Annotated in this window: 15 protein-coding genes; 13 read left to right on the top strand and 2 right to left on the bottom strand. The window is 44.2% G+C overall.

Annotated features, from left to right (window positions below):
- Positions 1–33: 33 nt before the first annotated feature.
- From Q0I54_RS07720 to Q0I54_RS07705, 4 genes are all read left to right on the top strand, one after another.
- Entirely contained in the window at positions 34–2,739 is a 2,706-nt protein-coding gene (locus Q0I54_RS07720; RefSeq protein WP_296117726.1) for a DNA translocase FtsK, read from the top strand.
- A gap of 228 nt (positions 2,740–2,967) precedes the next feature.
- Positions 2,968–4,638 carry a formate--tetrahydrofolate ligase gene (locus Q0I54_RS07715; protein WP_296117724.1) on the top strand — a complete coding sequence of 557 codons (1,671 nt, stop codon included), beginning with the start codon at positions 2,968–2,970 and terminating at the stop codon, positions 4,636–4,638.
- A 110-nt stretch (positions 4,639–4,748) separates the two neighbouring features.
- The gene (gene folD, locus Q0I54_RS07710) at positions 4,749–5,585 is read left to right on the top strand and encodes a bifunctional methylenetetrahydrofolate dehydrogenase/methenyltetrahydrofolate cyclohydrolase FolD (protein WP_296117723.1); all 837 of its coding nucleotides are present in this window, start codon (positions 4,749–4,751) and stop codon (positions 5,583–5,585) included.
- Positions 5,586–5,596: 11 nt separating this feature from the next.
- Positions 5,597–6,856: a chitobiase/beta-hexosaminidase C-terminal domain-containing protein gene (locus Q0I54_RS07705; protein ID WP_296117721.1), complete on the top strand. Its 1,260-nt coding sequence runs from the start codon at positions 5,597–5,599 to the stop codon at positions 6,854–6,856.
- Positions 6,857–6,892: 36 nt separating this feature from the next.
- Here the strand turns inward: Q0I54_RS07705 and Q0I54_RS07700 are convergent, their stop codons facing one another.
- Both Q0I54_RS07700 and Q0I54_RS07695 read right to left on the bottom strand, forming a co-directional pair.
- Complete coding sequence (locus Q0I54_RS07700; RefSeq protein WP_296117719.1) at positions 6,893–8,404, bottom strand: Mur ligase family protein; 1,512 nt, start codon at positions 8,402–8,404, stop codon at positions 6,893–6,895.
- 18 nt (positions 8,405–8,422) lie between these two features.
- Entirely contained in the window at positions 8,423–9,634 is a 1,212-nt protein-coding gene (locus Q0I54_RS07695) for an ATP-grasp domain-containing protein (RefSeq protein ID WP_296117717.1), read from the bottom strand.
- A 206-nt stretch (positions 9,635–9,840) separates the two neighbouring features.
- Here Q0I54_RS07695 and Q0I54_RS07690 point away from each other — a divergent pair, with 206 nt between their 5' ends.
- From Q0I54_RS07690 to Q0I54_RS07650, 9 genes are all read left to right on the top strand, one after another.
- Complete coding sequence (locus tag Q0I54_RS07690) at positions 9,841–10,545, top strand: aspartate/glutamate racemase family protein (protein ID WP_296117715.1); 705 nt, start codon at positions 9,841–9,843, stop codon at positions 10,543–10,545.
- A gap of 180 nt (positions 10,546–10,725) precedes the next feature.
- Positions 10,726–11,427, top strand: coding sequence for a UMP kinase (gene pyrH / locus Q0I54_RS07685; RefSeq protein ID WP_367270801.1), 702 nt, complete (start codon positions 10,726–10,728; stop codon positions 11,425–11,427).
- A 57-nt stretch (positions 11,428–11,484) separates the two neighbouring features.
- On the top strand, positions 11,485–12,042 hold the full coding sequence (gene frr / locus Q0I54_RS07680; protein WP_118703113.1) for a ribosome recycling factor: 558 nt from the start codon (positions 11,485–11,487) through the stop codon (positions 12,040–12,042).
- 70 nt (positions 12,043–12,112) lie between these two features.
- Positions 12,113–12,832, top strand: a complete 720-nt coding sequence (locus Q0I54_RS07675; protein ID WP_296117713.1) for an isoprenyl transferase — start codon at positions 12,113–12,115, stop codon at positions 12,830–12,832.
- A gap of 125 nt (positions 12,833–12,957) precedes the next feature.
- Positions 12,958–13,770 carry a phosphatidate cytidylyltransferase gene (locus tag Q0I54_RS07670; protein WP_296117710.1) on the top strand — a complete coding sequence of 271 codons (813 nt, stop codon included), beginning with the start codon at positions 12,958–12,960 and terminating at the stop codon, positions 13,768–13,770.
- 29 nt (positions 13,771–13,799) lie between these two features.
- On the top strand, positions 13,800–14,948 hold the full coding sequence (gene dxr / locus Q0I54_RS07665) for a 1-deoxy-D-xylulose-5-phosphate reductoisomerase (protein ID WP_296117709.1): 1,149 nt from the start codon (positions 13,800–13,802) through the stop codon (positions 14,946–14,948).
- 1 nt (position 14,949) lies between these two features.
- Positions 14,950–15,990, top strand: coding sequence for an RIP metalloprotease RseP (rseP, locus tag Q0I54_RS07660; RefSeq protein WP_367270800.1), 1,041 nt, complete (start codon positions 14,950–14,952; stop codon positions 15,988–15,990).
- A 121-nt stretch (positions 15,991–16,111) separates the two neighbouring features.
- Positions 16,112–17,170 carry a flavodoxin-dependent (E)-4-hydroxy-3-methylbut-2-enyl-diphosphate synthase gene (ispG, locus tag Q0I54_RS07655; protein WP_296117707.1) on the top strand — a complete coding sequence of 353 codons (1,059 nt, stop codon included), beginning with the start codon at positions 16,112–16,114 and terminating at the stop codon, positions 17,168–17,170.
- Between the two features lie 4 nt (positions 17,171–17,174).
- On the top strand, positions 17,175–20,740 hold a 3,566-nt coding region (locus tag Q0I54_RS07650), incomplete at its 3' end, for a PolC-type DNA polymerase III (protein WP_296117705.1).

Genomic DNA, 20,740 nt, shown 5'->3' with positions numbered 1-20,740 from the left:
CAGGGGAGAACATGGAAGTTAGAAAGGTTTTATATGGCAACTCAGAAAAAAACATCAACTCGGAAAAAGACATCCGGTAAAAAAGCAACCACAGCAAGGAAGAAACAGAGCAGTTCTGTGCAGACATTTACATGGCGTGCAGAATTGCTGCTTTTTGCGTTCCTGGCGCTGACTATTTTACTCTTTATTGGAAATATCGGAAAAGGCGGAGTGGTCGGAAATGCGTTCAGCAACGTTTCCTTTGGATTGTTTGGCGTATTGGCATATCTGTTTCCAATTCCACTGTTTCTGATTCCAGCCTTTTTGGTTTCCAACCGGCAGAACAGTCGGAGAGGGCCTGCCTACTCCGGACGGGTAATTATGAAAGTGACAGCCGGTGTTCTGCTGTTCCTTTTTTTATGTGTGTTTGCACATATTGTGTGCTGGTGGGATCAGGCGCCACACAAGGTGACGGCTTTATACATAGAATGTGCAGGAAAGCATACCGGAGGCGGTGTCATCGGAGGACTGATCGGAATCCTGTTTACCAAAAGTTTCGGTATGATGGGTGCGGTGGTGCTGGATTTGCTGATTCTTGTGGTATGCGTGGTATTGCTGACAGAACGTTCTTTCTTTAAGGGAGTATCCAAAGGCGGCAGAAAAGTATATGAATCTGCCAGAGTCGATGCAGCCCGGAGAAAAACAAGAGCACAGGAACGCAGCAGAGAGCGTTCTGTCCGTAGGGAAGAGCGAAGAACAGCAGAAGAAAAACGCAGAATGGATCGTAAAGTGTCTGGTGTGGCATTGGATACAAAGATTTATCCGCAGCAGACGGAAGAAAAAGGAACAGATAATCTGACAGAGTTATCTCTGGATCCGAAAGAAACTGCGAAAAAGAACAAGACGGCGCGAAATGCTTCCAAAGTGGATATACCAACGGTACAAGATGTGCCGGTTCAGGAGTCTGGGGATATCACCCAGGCGCAGTCAGATGATTTCTGGGCACAGCATCCGCAGCCAGAGATTCATTTGTCCGGAGAACAGGATCCTTATCAGGAGCCGCAGAAATTGGCAAGAATGGAAATACAGCCAAAAGCAGCATCGCAGCCGAAGATTCAGGTACAGGACGCTGCTGTTCCGGAACCGGAGGCAGACGTACAGTCGGAAATGAAAAAGAAATCACATCGTGCCGGTCAGCCAAAGCAGTCTGCGGAGCAGGTGGAACAGGAGATTGCCGATGTGCGGGATGAAATTGCAGAGCATGCGGAAAATGTCGCAAGAACTTATGTATTCCCGGAGATTTCACTGTTGCAGAAAGGTGATCCAAATATGACTGGAGATTCCAGACAGCATCTGCAGGAAATGTCCGCAAAACTTCAGATGACACTGACAAATTTTGGTGTCAATGCAAGAGTAACCAATGTCATCTGCGGACCTACTGTTACGCAGTATGAGATTCAGCCGGAAATGGGCGTAAAAGTAAGCAAGATCCTTGGACTGGCAGATGATATCAAACTGAATCTGGCTGTTCCGGATATCCGTTTTGAAGCACCGATTCCTGGTAAATCAGCCATCGGTATTGAGGTACCAAATAAAGAGAATGTGACCATTGCCTTCCGTGATTTAGTGGAATCCAGAGAATTTCAGGATCATGCATCGAAAATTTCATTCTGTACCGGTAAAGATATTGCCGGACATGTCATTGTAGCGGATATTGCAAAAATGCCGCATTTACTGATCGCAGGTGCCACCGGTTCCGGTAAATCCGTTTGTATCAATACCATTATTATGAGTATTCTGTACAAGGCAAAACCGGATGAAGTAAAACTGATCATGATTGACCCGAAGGTGGTAGAACTGAGTGTATACAACGGTATTCCGCATTTGCTGATTCCGGTGGTGACAGATCCGAAAAAGGCAGCTGGTGCGCTTCACTGGGCAGTTTCCGAGATGATGGAACGTTATCAGACTTTCCAGAAATACGGTGTCCGTGATATGAAGGGGTATAATAAAAAAGTAGAGTCCATTCAGGATCTTCCGGGAGAGGACAAGCCGAAAAAGATGCCACAGATCGTCATTATCGTAGATGAATTGGCAGACCTTATGATGGTAGCTTCCAATGACGTGGAGGATGCTATCTGCCGACTGGCACAGCTGGCACGTGCCGCAGGTATGCATCTGGTCATTGCCACACAGCGTCCTTCTGTTAATGTCATCACCGGACTGATCAAGGCAAACATGCCGTCACGTATTGCATTTGCCGTTACATCCGGCGTGGATTCCAGAACAATTTTGGACATGAACGGTGCGGAAAAACTGCTTGGAAAAGGTGATATGTTATTTTATCCGCAGAACTATCAGAAGCCGCTGCGTGTGCAGGGTGCCTTTGTGACAGACAAAGAAGTATCAGATGTTGTAGAATATATTATTGAAAAAAATGGTCAGGTAGCTTATAATGCAGAGGTTGAGGAAAAAGTAAATACTTCTGAGAACAGCATCGGTGGTGGCAGTGGTTTTATCAATTCGACGGATGACCGGGATGCCTATTTTGCAGATGCCGGTAAGTTCATTATAGAAAAAGAAAAAGGATCCATCGGTATGCTGCAGCGTATGTTTAAAATTGGTTTTAACCGCGCAGCAAGAATTATGGATCAGCTTGAGGAAGCAGGGGTTGTCGGTCCTGAGGAAGGAACCAAGCCACGGCGTGTTCTGATGAACCTGGAGGAGTTCCAACAGGTACTGAGTGGAAGCGACGATTAGGTGCAGAGTATCCTGGAAAGTGTTTGTTATATCAGATGTGAGATGACTCCCACCTGCAGGTGGTGAGCAGCAAGAATGCCGAGGGCATTCTTGAAATTAGAGGCAGACAGATATATGTGAAAGATTGAAATAAGCGGGGGTGCAGTTAAAAACTGCCCATGATATATTTGAGAGTAAAAACAGTTTTGAACATTATGTTCAATTTATAAATTAGTAGGAGGTATACCAATGAAAACAGACATTGAAATTGCACAGGAAGCAGTGATGGAGCCAATCGTGAAGGTGGCTGAGCAGATCGGAATCAGTGAGGATGATCTCGAATTATACGGAAAGTACAAAGCAAAATTAAGCGATGATCTGATCAAGAGTGTACAGGATCGCCCGGATGGAAAGCTGGTACTGGTGACTGCAATCAATCCGACACCGGCTGGAGAGGGAAAGACAACCACAAGTATCGGACTGGCACAGGCTTTTTGCAAAATGGGGAAAAAGGCGATTCTTGCCTTACGAGAGCCGTCCCTTGGACCATGTTTTGGTATCAAAGGCGGAGCTGCAGGAGGCGGATATTCACAGGTTGTACCGATGGAGGATCTGAACCTTCATTTTACCGGTGATTTTCATGCAATCACATCAGCAAACAACCTGCTTGCAGCAATGATGGATAACCACATTCAGCAGGGCAATCAGCTTGGTATCGACCCACGACAGGTTGTATGGAAACGTTGTCTGGATATGAATGACCGTGTACTTCGTAACATCGTTGTCGGACTCGGAAGCAAGATGGACGGAATGGTAAGGGAAGATCATTTCGTTATCACAGTAGCATCTGAGATTATGGCTGTGTTATGTCTGGCTGACGATATGGAAGATTTAAAACGCAGACTTGGCCGCATGATCGTTGCATATTCTTTTGAAGGAAAACCGGTAACTGCAGATGATCTGCAGGCAACAGGTTCTATGGCTGCGCTGTTAAAAGATGCCCTGAAACCAAACCTTATTCAGACTCTGGAGCATACACCGGCCATTGTACACGGTGGACCATTCGCAAATATTGCACATGGTTGCAACAGTGTGCGTGCTACAAAGACAGCAATGAAACTGGCAGATATCACCATCACAGAGGCAGGGTTCGGTGCAGACCTTGGCGCAGAGAAATTCTTTGATATTAAATGCCGTATGGCAGAACTGAAACCGGATGCAGTCGTTCTGGTCGCAACGGTTCGTGCATTAAAATACAATGGCGGTGTGGCAAAAGCAGATCTGGCTGAGGAAAATCTGGAGGCAGTAAAAGTAGGTATTGTAAACCTTGAGAAACATATCGAGAACCTTCAGAAATTCGGCGTTCCGGTTGTTGTGACATTAAATGCGTTTGCAACAGACACACAGGCAGAACTTGATTATATCGAGCAGTTCTGTAAAGAACGTGGTTGTGAGTTCGCACTTTCTGAAGTATGGGAAAAAGGCGGCGAAGGTGGAATCGCGCTGGCTGAGAAAGTGCTGGATGCCCTTGAGAATAAAGCGAGCAACTTCAAAGTATTATATGATGATAAATTATCTCTGAAAGAGAAAATTGAGACGATCGCAAAAGAAATTTATGGCGCAGACGGTGTAACTTATTCGAATGCGGCAAATAAAGAATTAAAACGTATTGAAGACCTTGGCATGGGAGATTTTCCGGTATGTATGGCAAAGACACAGTATTCTCTGTCTGATGACCAGCATAAACTCGGCCGTCCGAGCGGATTTATGATTAATGTCCGTGAGGTATATGCAAATGCCGGTGCAGGATTTGTGGTAGTTGTGACAGGTGCGATCATGACAATGCCGGGATTACCAAAAGTACCGGCTGCAAACAATATCGATGTAAACGCAGATGGCGTGATCACCGGTTTGTTCTAAATGAATTTTTAGATTCTCATGGTTTGGATTGGAACGGAATATCCAATTCAGACTGTGAGAATCGACAGAAGATAGATGTAATGAAAGTGATTTGGAGGCAACATAACAGAATGGCAAAGTTGATTGATGGGAAAAGAATTTCTCAGGAAATAAAAGATGAATTAAAAGCAGAAGTAGCAGATCTGGCGCAGCAGGGAAAGACAGCTTCCTTGGCCGTTATCCAGGTTGGCGGCGATCCGGCATCCAGCGTATATGTGCGCAATAAGAAAAATGCCTGTGCATATATTGGAATCGGTTCCGAATCATATGAGCTGCCGGAGGAGACCACAGAGGGAGAACTGTTGAATTTGATCCAGGAACTGAATCAGAAGGAAGAAGTACACGGAATTCTGGTGCAGCTTCCGCTTCCGTCTCATATTGATGAAGAAAAGGTGATTCTTGCCATCAATCCGTCAAAGGATGTGGATGGATTCCATCCACAAAGCGCAGGTGCAATGCTGATCGGAAGCAAAGGATTTTTACCTTGTACACCTGCAGGTGTCATTCAGTTGATGAAACGTTCTGGTGTGGAAATGGAAGGAAAAAACTGTGTGATCGTCGGCAGAAGCAATATCGTTGGAAAACCGATGGCTATGCTGATGCTGCGTGAAAACGCAACCGTTACCATTGCACATTCCAAAACAAAAAATCTGAAGGAACTGTGTAAACAGGCAGATATCCTGATCGTTGCCATCGGAAAACCGAAATTTATCACAGAAGAATATATCAAAGAGGGCGCAGTTGTAATTGATGTCGGAATCCACCGCCTTGGGGGCAAAAAACTTTGCGGAGATGTAGATTTTGACGCGGTAGAGCCGCATGTTAGCGCAATCACACCGGTTCCGGGCGGAGTTGGACCGATGACGATCGCAATGTTGATGAATAACTGTGTGGAGACAATGCGCTAAGGGGACAAAACATGAAGTGTGCGAAGTGTGGTGCCGAGATTCGTCCGGGCTGTGTATACTGCTCCAATTGTGGGCAGGAAGCGCAGATCGTAACGGAGATCAATATATTGGAAGATGATTTACTGCGTTCCATGCTGGAAGAAGAAGAACAGCAGAAAACTGCAGAGGGCGGGTCAGAAGTCGAACAGGGGGAAGTTTCCGGAGAAAAGAAAAATCCTGCCAGACAGCCGGCAAAACGGCCAAAAACAGGAGAAGCGGAGCCACAGAAAGAGAGAAGACCGCAGGAAATAAAGAAAAAAAAGAAGAAAAGCCGTAAAATGCTGTTGCCCCTTCTGATCGTGCTGGCAGTTGCCTGTGTGGCTGTATTTGGACTGGTGCAGTATCAGCATCGGAATTCAGCAAGCTATCAGCTGAAGAAAGCAAATGAAGCACTCAGCCAGAAGAACTATACCAGTGCGTTAAGCTATGTAAATCATACGTTACAGCTGGATACGGACAATCAGGAGGCCATGCTGCTTCAGGGACAGATTTATGTGCAGATGAAAGATAGCGATCAGGCAGAAACGGTATTTCTGCAGGTGATCGATCAGGATCCGGGCTGTGCAGATGCTTATAAGTACCTGTTGGAATTATATGATTCTATGGATTCCTATGATCAGATTCTGGCATTGAAAGAGAAAGCACCAGATCAGAAGATATTTGCATTGTTTGATGATTATCTGGTGGAAACTCCGGCAGTTAGTCCGGAAGGCGGTAATTATAATGAATTTCAGGAGGTAATACTTTCTGTCAAAGGAAAAGGTCTGAAAATTTATTATACTCTGGATGGAAGCACACCGACCAGTGATGATACGCTGTATGAGGATGCCATTACTATTGAAAAGCAGGGAAAAACTACGCTGACAGCGGTTGCTATGAACAAAGATGGTCATTATAGTGAACCGGTATCGGCAAAGTATGTGATTGAACTGGATGCGCCGGATACACCAAGTGTATCACCGGATGGCGGTACTTTCCATCAGGCATCCACCGTTACGGTACACGTTCCGTCAGGAACAACTGTTTATTATACCTGGGGTGACACCACACCGACCAGAAACTCAGCGCGCTATACTGGTCCAATTGATATCCCCGAGGGAAATAATATTTTATCTCTGGTAGCAATCGATGAAAATGGAATGTCAAGTGAAGTGTTGAAATGCAATTATATATATTATCCTGAGACGCAGGCAGAACCTACGGTACAGGAGGATACAGAAGTTATCGAATAAAAATGGCAAAGACGTTAAAAACGTCTTTGCCATTTTTTAATGAGCAGCATCGTACTCAGCCAGATATTTTTTTGTATATTCCACATCAGATGGGCAGTCCAGATATTCGGTGCCATATTTCTGACGGGTTTCATTTCCTTTTCCTGTGATCAGCAGGATCGTTTTTCCTTCTGCTTCCATAATTGCTTTACGGATGGCTTCTCCACGATCTTCGATCATTTCATACGGACAGTGCTGTGCTTCTACATATTGTGCAATGTCTCTGGAAATCTGCTCTACCGGTTCAGCACCCGGATCTTCTGCTACCAGATATACTTTTTTGGAGTACATACCGGCAATGGTTCCAAGGTCACGGCGGCGGATCACTGCTTTTTTGCCCGGGCAGCCAAAAATGGAGATGATATCGTAATCAGGATACTCTTTTCTGGTGGAAGAGAAGAGTTTGTCAAAGCTTAATTTGTTGTGTGCATAGTCTACAACAGCGATGACATTCTTGTCTGCAGACATATAGGTTTCCATTCTTCCTGAGGAACGTGCACGGTACAGACCGGATTTCATAAACTCAACCGGAATGTTGAATACATAAGCGGCAGCAATGGCTGCCAGTGCATTTTCCACATTAAAGAGTCCCGGCATGGTCAGTGCGAAAGCCTCGTCGAAGCGGTCACATTTTACACGGAAGTGAATTTCGTGGTCTACTTTTTCAATATCATAGCCGTAAATATCACTGCCTTCGTTGGTGCCGAATGTAATTACATTTGGAGCTGCTTTTGCAGCCTCTGCAACACGCTCAAAATAATCGGAGTTTGTATTGATCAGCGCATGTTTTGTCTGCGCGAACATTTTTAATTTGGAAGAGAAGTAATCTTCAAAATCCGGATGCTCGATCGGACTGATGTGATCCTCAGAAATATTCAGGAAGATCGCTGCGTCAAACATGATCTGGTTTACACGGTCGTATTTTAAGGCCTGACTGGATACTTCCATTTCCAGGAAATCAATTCCGGAATCCACGGCATTACGGAAATGCTGCATCAGTTCAATATTTTCCGGTGTGGTAATGTGGGATTCCACTTTTGTCACACCATCATAAACATCAATGGAAGAGATGACAGCGCTTTCTTTTTTGCCAAGGCTTGCCATATAGTCATCTACGATGGCTTTTACATAATAGGCGGTGGTAGATTTTCCTTTGGTTCCGCCGACACCAATCAGGTTCAGGTCTTTGGATGGATTGTTATAAAAGAGTTTGCCAAGGTATGGCATTGCTTTTCTGACATCAGAAACTATAATGTATGAAACTTCTGTATCCAGGTCAAATTTCTGTTCGCTGACATACAGGGCAGCACCGCGGGAAACTGCGTCTGTCAGATATTCTGGGCGAAAAGCAGCTCCTTTACAGACAAATAATGTTCCCTGTGCCGCCTCTTTGGAATTGTAAGTTAATCCCTGAACGGAATCAACGGCATGACTGTACAGATTGCTGTCTGTCACAAGACCGGCCTCCGTCAGGGTATTCAGATAATCCTGCTGTGTATAGTTAATCATAAGTATTCCTCTCTGTTTTTAGTGGTAGTATGTTTTGAATTTACGGAAGTGGCTGAAGTGGTTTTTAACCATACGCAGCCAACGGTTAAAGTTGAAATCACCTTTCATGAATACAGGATTTACAACCTTGCCTTCCCGGATTAGCCGGTTTAATTTTTCTTTGTTTTCCGGTTGATGTACATATTTGCGTGCAACTGCCTTTGGTACAACCATCCAGAGGTGTTCGTCTTTTGCAATTTTAAACGGAATGTCTTTGTTGTATACAAACTCTTCTACGAAGTAGCGGGCTACATTAAAACCGGAACCTGTCACGTAGTAGTTGGAACGTCCCTGACGCGTGTTGATCTCAAAGAATTTATAGCGGTTGTCACGGACATCGTATTTGATGTCAAAATTGGAAAATCCGACATAGCCGATGGTCTCTAACAGATCTTTGACTTTTGTCATCAGTTCTTCCTGTGGCTCCGTGATGATGACAGCATGGTTACCGGAACCATGCGGGGTATGCTCCTCTAAGAGAACGTGTCCGAGGCACATCATTTTTACTTTTTTGTCCTTGCCGGAGAAACAGGTAAGTACACGCATGAACTCGTCATTTCCGGGAATGGTGTCCTGAATGATGAGGGAATCGGTGTATCCGGCATCGTAGATCTGACGGATGGTGTCTTTTAATTTTTTGTCGTTATCGATTTTGTATACTTTTTCCTGTGTTGGGAATTCATGCTCCCAGTACATAACGGAATTGGACGGTTTTAAGATGACCGGGAAAGAGAACGGCAGTTCAAAATCCAGATCCATGCCGTAACGGAATACAAGGGTATCCGGGAAATCAATGTCGTGCTCACGGCAAAGACGGTAGAACAGTTCTTTCTGCTGCAGTCTGTCCATCAGTTCAAAATCGATGTATGGAGCAATGACATTTTCCGGCATTTCGTCTTTGTGCCGGCTGCACAGTGCAACATAAGAATCGCCGCAGCCGATGGTAAGTACAGTTTTATCTGCGTGTGCAGCAGCAAAATCGCGGACGGTCTGCATGAATACTTCGTCGGTATCGATTTTTAAATCTGCATGGTATTCAATGATATTGCTGTTGTAACTCGGACCACTTGGAAACTTTCCAAATACATAGGTTTTTACCTGATATTCTTCATAAAATGCACGGGCAACACTATATGTATTGATGTCACCGCCAAAAAGCATTGGTATGAATGGCTGGTTTTTAAATTCCATATCTATAATCCTCCAATTATTTCTATTGTCATTCCTGCATTATTTTATACCAGATGAGCCATTTATACAAGTTTATTTCCGGAAAAATGCATGTGGTTGACACCGAAAAACAGATTTGATATAGTCGAAAGCGAAAAAGTGTGTTATGATACATTTTTGCAGGAAACAATACCCTTTTATTATAAAGGAAAGGAAACCATAAGCATATGGAAAAAAAGAAATTAGGAATCTTAGGAGGAATGGGATCGGAAGCTACGGTGCTTTTTTATAAAAAGATTATCGACAATACTTCGGTAAACAATGACCGTGAGCATCTGGACATTCTCATTTATAACCATGCGTCAATTCCGGATCGTACGGAATGTATTTTGTGTGGAAAGCAGGATTATCTCTGGGATATTATTGCAAAAGATATCCGTGGTATGGAGCAGTTTGGATGTGAGTATTTTGCAATTCCATGTAATACCTGTCATTATTTTGCAGACCGTCTGCAGGAGCTGACAAATGGTAAATTCATCAACATGATCGAGGAGACTGCGCGTTACGCATCTGAACGGGGCAGAAAGAAAGTCGGTGTTATGGCAACAGATGGAACTGTTAAGGGTGGTATGTACAAAAGAGCACTGGAAAAATATGGTATTGAAGTGGTATATCCGTCTGAAGAGCGTCAGAAAGATGTCATGTCCCTGATCTATGAACAGATCAAACGAGGCGAGAAAGGTGACCGTCATCAGTTTATGAATGTGGTGCATGAACTGCGTGAGCAGGGCTGCGATGCAGTGATCCTTGCATGTACAGAGTTGTCTGTATTAAATGTCAATTACAGTCTGAATCCGGATTTTTACATTGACGCCATGAACGTAGTGGCAAAGGCATGTATTGAAAAATGCGGCGGTGTTTACTGCGAGTAATTTTCGCTACCATAATATGTAAAGGTATGATATAATGAGCGCAAGAGAGCCATAGAGAGCTTGCTCACTATTGACGAACGGCGAAATTATTGAGTGATGAAATCACGATATAATGAGCGCAAGAGAACTGTAACAGGTAATGAATGAAATAATGAAAGTAAATAATAAAGAAAGGACAGAATTCTTATGAAGAGAGTTTTACTGAAGCTGAGCGGAGAAGCGCTGGCAGGAGATAAAAAATTTGGTTTTGATGAGGCAACCGTTACTGTTGTTGCAAATCAGGTAAAACAGTTAGTAGATCAGGGAATAGAGGTCGGTATCGTAATCGGTGGAGGAAACTTCTGGAGAGGACGTACCAGCGAAACCATCGACCGTACAAAAGCTGATCAGATCGGTATGCTTGCAACTGTTATGAACTGCATTTATGTATCTGAGATTTTCCGTTCTGTAGGAATGAAGACAAATGTACTGACACCATTTGAGTGCGGTTCCTTTACAAAACTGTTTTCCAAAGACCGTGCAAACAAATATTTTGAAAAAGGAATGGTTGTATTTTTTGCAGGTGGAACTGGTCATCCGTATTTCTCCACAGATACAGCAACTGTTCTGCGTGCCATCGAGATCGAGGCAGACGTTATCTTGCTTGCAAAAGCAATTGACGGTGTATATGACAGTGATCCAAAGACAAACCCGGATGCAAAACGTTACGATGAGGTAAGCATTCAGGAAGTTATCGATAAACAGCTGGCTGTTGTTGACTTGACTGCATCCATCTTGAGCATGGAAAACAAAATGCCGATGTATGTATTTGGTTTAAACGAAGAAAACAGCATTGTAAAAGCAATCAGTGGCAATTTTAACGGAACGAAAGTAACCGTATAATCCATATAAGATAAGTAATATCAGAAGGTAAAAAGAAAAAAATTGGAGGATTAAAATATGGCAAACGAGACAATCAAACCTTATGAGACAAAGATGCAGAAATCTTACAACAACTTACTGGAGGAGTACACATCCATCCGTGCAGGTCGTGCAAACCCGCATGTACTGGATCAGATCCGTGTAGATTACTATGGTGCACCGACAGCAATTCAGCAGGTTGCAAATGTATCTGTTCCGGAAGCACGTATGATCATGATCCAGCCTTGGGAAGCATCCATGGTAAAAGCAATTGAGAAAGCAATTATGACATCTGATCTTGGAATCAACCCGACAAACGATGGAAAATGCATCCGTCTGGTATTCCCGGAACTGACAGAGGAGAGACGTAAAGATCTTGCCAAAGATGTAAAGAAAAAAGGCGAGGCTGCCAAAGTTGCTGTACGTAACATCCGTCGTGATGCAAACGATGCTTTAAAGAAAATGGGTAAAGCAGGTGATGTATCTGAGGATGAGATCAAAGATCTGGAGACGCAGGTTCAGAAACTGACAGACAAATACATTGCTGATGTTGATGCTGCAGTTGCAGAGAAAACAAAAGAGATCATGACAGTATAATAGGTTCGAAAAGATAAGAAAGATGGGGACATGGCGCATGCTATGTCCTTTTCTGAGAAAGGGGAAAAATATGGAACTTTCACAGTTAAAGATACCGACACATGTATCCATTATCATGGACGGAAACGGCCGCTGGGCGAAATCAAAGGGTATGCCACGTACTTATGGACATTCCAAAGGTGCGGATGTGATCATGGATATCTGTGAGGATGCAGATGCACTTGGTATCAAATATCTGACAGTATATGCATTTTCTACAGAAAACTGGAGCCGTCCGGAGACAGAAGTAAAGACATTGATGTTTTTATTCCGTAAATATATTAAAATCTGCTATACAAAAGCGATGAAAAACAACACCAGAGTGCGCGTGATCGGAGATAAGACCGGTCTGGCAGAAGATCTGCAGGATAGCATCCGCACACTGGAGAATGACACGGCGAAAAATACCGGCTTGCAGTTCCAGATTGCCATTAACTATGGCAGCCGGGATGAGATGCTGCGAGGTATGCGCCAGATGATGCAGGATTACAAAGAAGGAAAAATTACACTGGATGAAGTGGATGAGGCACATTTTTCAGACTATCTGGACACAGCAGGAATCCCGGATCCGGATTTGATGATCCGAACCAGCGGAGAGCAGAGACTATCCAATTATCTGATGTGGCAGCATGCATACAGCGAATTTTATTTTACAGATACGCCGTGGCCGGAGTTCAATAAAGCGGAGCTGGTAAAGGCCATTGAGGTTTATACAAGCCGCGACCGCCGTTATGGTAAGGTAAAGGCATAGCGGAAACTGAATCTAGGTATATATGAGAAGTTATGTGTGATTTTTTGCAATATAAGTTTTGCATATGTGAATGATGATAAAAAAGAGATTTTAAAGAAATACCTGAGCATAAGAAAGGGAAAAATATGTTTAAGACAAGACTGTTGAGCGGTATCGTTCTGGTGCTGCTTGCATTGTTATTTATTATACACGGAGGATATTTGCTTCTGACCGTATTGGGAATCATCTCTCTGATCGGACTGTTTGAACTGTACCGTGTATTTGGAATTGAAAAAAGTGCACCGGGAATCGTGGGCTATGTGGCAGCAATTGTATATTATCTGAATGTAGCCTTTGGCTTTATTCCGGACATTATGATGTTTGTGATGGCTCTGCTGATCATGTGTATGTGCGTATTTGTCTTCGGTTATCCGAAGTTTCATGCGAACCAGATCATTGCCGCATTTTTCGGTGTGTTCTATGTGGCAGTTATGCTGTCCTGTATTTATGAGACACGTTCCCTGGAAGGCGGAAGATATCTGGTATGGCTGATATTCCTGTGCTCCTGGGGCTGCGATACCTGTGCATACTGCGTGGGAATGCTCTTTGGAAAACACAAGATGGCACCGGTGTTGAGTCCGAAAAAATCAGTGGAAGGTGCTGTCGGCGGTGTGGTTGGTGCTGCATTGCTGACGCTTATTTACGGATTTTTATTCCGTGGTTCTATGCATGTAGATGTGCCATATATTTTTATGATGGCAGGTATCTGTGCGGCAGGTGCGCTGATCTCCATGGTGGGTGATCTGGCTGCTTCTGCGATTAAACGTAATTTTGACATCAAAGATTATGGAAAACTGATTCCGGGTCATGGTGGTATTCTGGATCGTTTTGACAGCGTAATTTTTACTGCACCGATTATTTTCTATCTGACTGGTAATCTGTTGCAGCTTGCAATTTAACCACTTTCAAATAGAAAGGAATAAGAGGAATGAAATATATAGCGATTCTGGGTTCCACTGGTTCTATTGGTACCCAGACACTGGAAGTTGTGCGTGCACAACAGGATATAAAAGTAACCGCATTATCCGCAGGCGATAACATTGACCTGCTGGAGCAGCAGATTCGTGAATTCAAACCGGTTCTGGCAGCGGTAAAGACAGAGGAAAAGGCAAAAGAACTGGCACTTCGCATCAGCGATCTGGACATTCCGGTACTGTTCGGTATGGACGGACTGATGGCAGTTGCCTGTGAAGAAAAAGCAGAGGTTCTGGTAACAGCCATCGTCGGCATGCTTGGCATCCGCCCGACCATCGCTGCCATTGAAGCCGGAAAAGATATTGCACTGGCAAATAAGGAGACACTGGTAACCGCGGGACATATTATCATGCCGTTGGCAAAAAAATGTGGTGTTCGTATTTTACCGGTAGACAGTGAACACAGTGCAATCTTTCAGTCTCTAAATGGAGAAAAAGAGCATGGAAACAAGATTGATAAAATTTTATTGACGGCTTCCGGCGGTCCGTTCCGCGGAATGACCAGAGAACAGCTTTCCCAGGTGCGTCTGGAAGATGCCCTGAAACACCCGAACTGGGTCATGGGACGCAAAATCACCATTGATTCTGCAACGTTAGTAAACAAAGGGCTGGAAGTCATGGAGGCAAAGTGGCTCTTTGACGTGGATCTGGATCAGATTCAGGTTGTAGTTCATCCGCAGAGCGTGATTCATTCCATGGTACAGTACGAAGATGGCGCGATCATTGCACAGCTTGGTACACCGGATATGAAACTTCCGATTCAGTATGCACTGTATTATCCGGAGCGCAGATTTTTACGCGGTATGCGCCTAGATTTTTACAAACTTGGTCAGATGACATTTGAGGCACCGGATATGGATACATTTGAGGGATTGAAATTTGCGTTGGAGGCTATGCGTCGCGGAGGCAATATTCCAACAGTATTTAATGCAGCAAATGAGAAAGCAGTAGCAATGTTTCTGGAGCGGAGAATCGCATTTCTTGATATTCCTGATATTATCGCATCTGCAATGGAGGAGATTACATATATTGAACATCCGTCTGTGGAAGAAATTCTGGCAACAGAGGCAGCAGTATATGAATGGATAGAAAGCAGGTGGTAGGGTGATCATAAAGTATATCATAGCGATATTACTGTTCAGTGCGATTATTCTGTTTCACGAACTGGGACATTTTCTGCTGGCAAAAGCCAACGGAATCCGGGTCAATGAGTTTTCTCTGGGGCTTGGACCAACCATCGTGGGATTTACAAAAGGGGAGACAAAGTATTCCATCAAATTGCTGCCCTTTGGCGGCGCCTGTATGATGGAGGGCGAGGACAGCCAGAGTGATGATGACCGGTCTTTCCAGAAAAAATCTGTCTGGGCGCGAATCAGCGTTGTTGCGGCGGGACCGATTTTTAACTTTATCATGGCTTTTGTACTGGCAGTGATCATTCTTGGAAATATCGGTATCTCTACACCAACCGTAGCACAGGTGGAAGATGGATATGGTGCGCAGGCTGCTGGTTTGCAGGCCGGGGATGAAATCATCAAAATGAATCATAAGCATATTCATTTTTTCAAGGAAATCAGTATGTATACACTGTTTCACGCCGGTGAGATCGTGGAAGTTACCTATGAGAGAAATGGTAAGCGCGATACTGTGGAAGTGCAGCCGACCTATGATGAAGAACAGGGACGCTACCGTTACGGAATTTACGGTTCCGGTGAATATACAAAAGTCGGTCCGATCAAGACACTGCAGTACAGTGTGTATGAGGTGAAATACTGGATCCAGTACACGGTAGGAAGTTTGAAAATGCTTCTGACTCATCAGGTCAGTGTCAATGATCTGTCCGGTCCAGTTGGCATTGTGAAAACAATCGGAGATACTTACGATATGAGTAAGTCGGATGGTGCGTTTTACGTCTGGATGAATTTACTGAATTTGGCACTTTTGCTGTCAGCGAACCTTGGTGTGATGAACCTGCTTCCGATTCCGGCACTGGATGGCGGTCGATTGGTATTTTTAGTAATCGAGGCGATCCGTGGAAAAAGAGTCAGTGAAGATAAAGAAGGCATGGTACATTTTGTTGGATTATTATGTCTGTTTGGATTAATGATCCTGATTATGTTTAATGACATTCGGAAGCTGATACCGTAGGCAAATTAAGAAGTGTAGACTTGCAGAGATGTACAGAAGAATATGTCATAACAGCTATTTAGTGATTGGTAAGTAGTACAAAAGGATTGGGAATATCCGTTTATTTTAAAAGGAGAAGAAAATGGCAGAGAGAAGACGTACAAAAGAAGTGCGAATCGGCGATGTGGTCATTGGTGGTGATCATCCCATCGCGATTCAGTCCATGACAAATACAAAGACGCAGGATGTGGAGGCAACAGTCGCTCAGATCCTGCAGCTGGAGCGTGCGGGATGTCAGATCATCCGTTGCACGGTTCCGGATATGGAAGCTGCAAAAGCGCTTGCAGAGATCAAAAAACAGATTCATATTCCACTTGTGGCTGACATACATTTTGATTATAGACTTGCCATTGCAGCGATGGAAAACGGTGCAGATAAGATTCGTATCAATCCGGGAAATATCGGTTCCGCAGAGCGCGTAAAAGCAGTGGTTGACTGTGCCCGAGAGCGGAATATTCCAATTCGTGTCGGTGTAAACAGTGGCTCTCTGGAAAAAGAACTGGTGGAGAAATACCATGGTGTCACCGCAGAAGGAATCGTGGAGAGTGCTCTGGATAAGGTAAAAATGATCGAGGATTTCGGCTATGACAATCTGGTTATCAGTATAAAATCTTCCGATGTCATGATGTGTGTCAAAGCGCATGAGTTGATTTCCAAAAAGACAGATTATCCGCTGCATGTGGGTATCACAGAGTCTGGAACCATCATTAGCGGAAACATCAAATCTTCTATCGGTCTGGCACTGATCCTAAATCAGGGAATCGGTGATACGATCCGTGTTTCTCTGACCGGAGATCCGGTGGAAGAAATCAAATCTGCAAAACTGATTCTGAAAACACTGGGATTGCGCAAAGGTGGCATTGAGATCGTTTCATGTCCGACCTGCGGACGCACCAGCATTGATCTGATCAGTCTGGCAAATAAAGTAGAAAACATGGTGGCAGAGTTCCCGCTGGATATAAAAGTAGCCGTTATGGGCTGCGTGGTAAATGGACCGGGTGAAGCGAAAGAAGCAGATCTTGGCATCTGCGGTGGCAGACAGGAAGGCCTGATCATCCGTCATGGCGAAGTGATAAAGAAAGTACCGGAAGCAGAGTTGTTAGAGGCACTGCGTCAGGAACTCATTAACTGGAGTGAATAGATAAATGGCAAAAAGCTTTTTTGAGGTATTTCCCCAATTAAAACTGGATACAGATCTGCAGGGCATGCTGGATGATGCTACGGTTTCGAAGGTTTCCACAACGAGACAGAGAAACTCCCTGCACATTTATCTGGGATGCGGCAGACTTTTGCCGAAAGAAAAAGTATATTTTCTGGAGGATGAGCTGAAACGGCAGCTTTTTCCGAAGCATACAATGAACATTAAAATCATTGAAAAATTTCAGTTGTCCGAGCAGTATACATTGAAAAACCTGTTGGATGTGTATTGGAACAGTATTCTGACGGAATTTCACCGATACAGTCTGCTGGAGTACAATCTGCTGCGTCATGCAAAATTAGATGTGGTGGAGGAAAAAGTATTGCGTGTCAGTCTGGAAGATACAGTTCTGGCACATCAGAAGGAAGAGGAAATATATCACATTCTAGAGAAGATATTCAATGAACGCTGCAATCTGTCGATTCAGATTGAGATGGTGTTTCATGAAAAAGAAGCATCTAAATATCGGAAAAATGCAGATATCAAGATGCAGAATGAAGTGGAAAATGTCATTCGTCTTTCCAGCTTTGGCGCGAAGCGTCAGCCGGAGGGCGAATATATGGAAAACAGTGAAGCGGGGGCATCGGAAGTGCCGTGGGAGACTGGCAATCCAGTGGCAAAACCTGTAAAAAAAGCAGCAGAAAAAAAGATTGAAAAAACAGCAGTTGCCCAAAAGGAAACTTCTGCAGCGGCAGAGAAAAAGCCTGCAAACCAGGAAGACCGTGGCGGTTTCAAAAAGAGCTTTGGTGGAAAGCGGGATTTCCGGGATCGTGGTTCTTATAAAAGGTCCGACAATCCGGATGTGGTATACGGTCGTGATTTTGAGGATGAAGCAATCCGTATCGAACAGATTATGGGCGAGATGGGAGAAGTTGTCGTGCGTGGACAGATTTTGTCTATGGATGAGCGCCCAATCCGTGGTGAAAAAACGATTCTGATGTTTTCTATTTCAGACTTTACAGATACGATCATGGTAAAAATGTTCTGTAAAGATGAATTTTTGTCGGAGATCAAGCAGGGTGTCACCAAAGGAGCTTTTCTGAAAATCAAAGGTGTGACAACCATTGATCGGTTTGACAGTGAATTGACCATCGGTTCTGTCATCGGAATCAAGAAGATTCCCTCCTTTGTCTCTACTCGTATGGATACCAGTCCGGTGAAACGTGTAGAACTGCACTGTCATACAAAAATGAGTGATATGGATGGGGTTTCTGATGTCAAAGACATCATCAAACGTGCCATGAAATGGGGACACAAAGCCATTGCCATTACAGATCACGGAGATGTACAGGCATTCCCGGATGCAAACCATGCCATTGGCAAAGATGATGATTTTAAGATTATTTATGGTATGGAAGCGTATCTGGTGGACGATCTGAAAGGTCTGGTAGAACATCCGATGGGACAGTCTTTTGCAGATACTTTTGTAGTGTTTGATCTTGAGACCACCGGATTCAGTCCATCCAAAAATCAGATTATAGAGATCGGTGCGGTAAAGGTTGTAAACGGTTCGATCACAGAACGTTTTTCCACTTTTGTAAATCCGAAAGTACCGATTCCCTTTGAAATCGAGCAGCTGACCAGTATCAACGACGATATGGTGCTGGATGCGCCGACCATTGACGAAATTTTACCAAAGTTTATGGATTTTTGTCAGGATGCGGTCATGGTTGCGCACAATGCGGATTTTGATATGAGTTTTATCAAACACAACTGCAGTGCACTTGGACTGGATTGCGAAAAGACGGTTCTGGATACCGTCGCATTATCCCGTGTTCTGCTTCCGTCACTGAATCGATTCAAGCTGGATACGGTGGCGAAAGCATTGAATATTTCATTGGCGCACCATCATCGTGCGGTAGATGATGCAGCCTGCACGGCAGAGATTTTTGTCAAACTGGTGGAAATGTTGCGGGACCGTGGTGTGGAAACCATGGAAGACTTGGGTCAGATGGAGAGTTATACGGAAGAGACTATTCGAAAAATGCCTAGCTATCATGCAATCATGCTTGCACAAAATGATATCGGTCGTGTAAATCTGTATCGTCTGGTTTCGGATTCTCATATTAAATATTATCAGCGGCGTCCGAAGATTCCGAAAAGCGAGTTTATGAAATATCGGGAAGGAATTCTGCTTGGTTCCGCTTGTGAGGCAGGAGAGTTATATCGTACGCTGCTGCGTGGAAGTTCTCAGGAAGAAGTCGCACGAATCGTACAGTTTTATGATTATCTGGAGATTCAGCCGCTGGGAAACAATGCATTTATGCTGCGCACCGACAAGGAACCGGTGGAGTCAGAAGAAGATCTGAAAGATATCAACCGTCAGATCGTCGAATTGGGCGAGCAGTTTAACAAGCTGGTTGTGGCAACCTGTGATGTGCATTTCCTTGATCCGGAGGATGAAGTATACCGCCGAATCATCATGGCAGGCAAGGGATTCAAGGATGCAGACGATCAGGCTCCGCTTTTTTTGCGCACCACGGAGGAAATGCTGAAGGAATTTGAATACCTTGGCAGTGAAAAAGCGGAAGAAGTTGTCGTTGAAAATACAAACAAAATCGCAAATATGTGTGAAAAAATCTCACCGGTCAGACCGGACAAGTGTCCGCCTGTCATTGAAAATTCTGATGGCATGCTACGTGAGATCTGTTATACGAGAGCACATGAGATTTACGGTGAAGAATTGCCTCCAGTGGTTGTTGAGCGACTGGAGCGTGAGCTGAATTCAATTATTTCCAATGGATTCGCCGTTATGTATATCATTGCGCAGAAACTGGTGTGGAAATCCAATGAGGACGGTTATCTGGTAGGTTCCCGAGGTTCCGTAGGATCCTCTTTTGTAGCCACGATGGCAGGTATCACGGAGGTAAATCCGTTAAGTCCGCATTATATCTGTAATAACTGTCATTATGTGGATTTTGATTCGGATCTGGTAAAAAGCTACGCCGGAAAAGCCGGTTGTGATATGCCGGACCGTAACTGCCCGCACTGTGGACAGAAGCTGATCAAGGAAGGTTTTGATATCCCATTTGAGACGTTCCTTGGATTTAAGGGAAATAAAGAGCCGGATATCGATCTGAACTTCTCCGGTGATTACCAGAGTAAGGCGCATAAATACACCGAGGTTATTTTCGGCGATGGTCAGACGTTCCGTGCGGGAACCATTGGTACCCTGGCGGATAAGACGGCTTTTGGATATGTAAAAAATTATTACGAGGAACGTGGTGTTCATAAGCGAAATTGTGAGATTGACCGAATCGTGCAGGGATGCGTTGGTGTACGACGTACCACCGGTCAGCATCCGGGTGGAATCATTGTACTTCCGCTGGGCGAAAATATTTATTCTTTTACGCCGGTGCAGCATCCGGCGAACGATATGACGACGGACATTATTACAACGCATTTTGATTACCATTCCATTGATCATAACTTGTTAAAACTTGATATTCTCGGACACGATGATCCGACCATGATCCGTATGCTTCAAGATCTGACTGGTGTGGATCCGCAGAC

This window comes from uncultured Eubacterium sp. (assembly GCF_934295145.1).
Taxonomy (GTDB): Bacteria; Bacillota; Clostridia; order Lachnospirales; family Lachnospiraceae; genus Eubacterium_I.
Note: the sequence above shows the minus strand (reverse complement) of the source record. Positions and strands in the feature narration are given on the sequence as shown.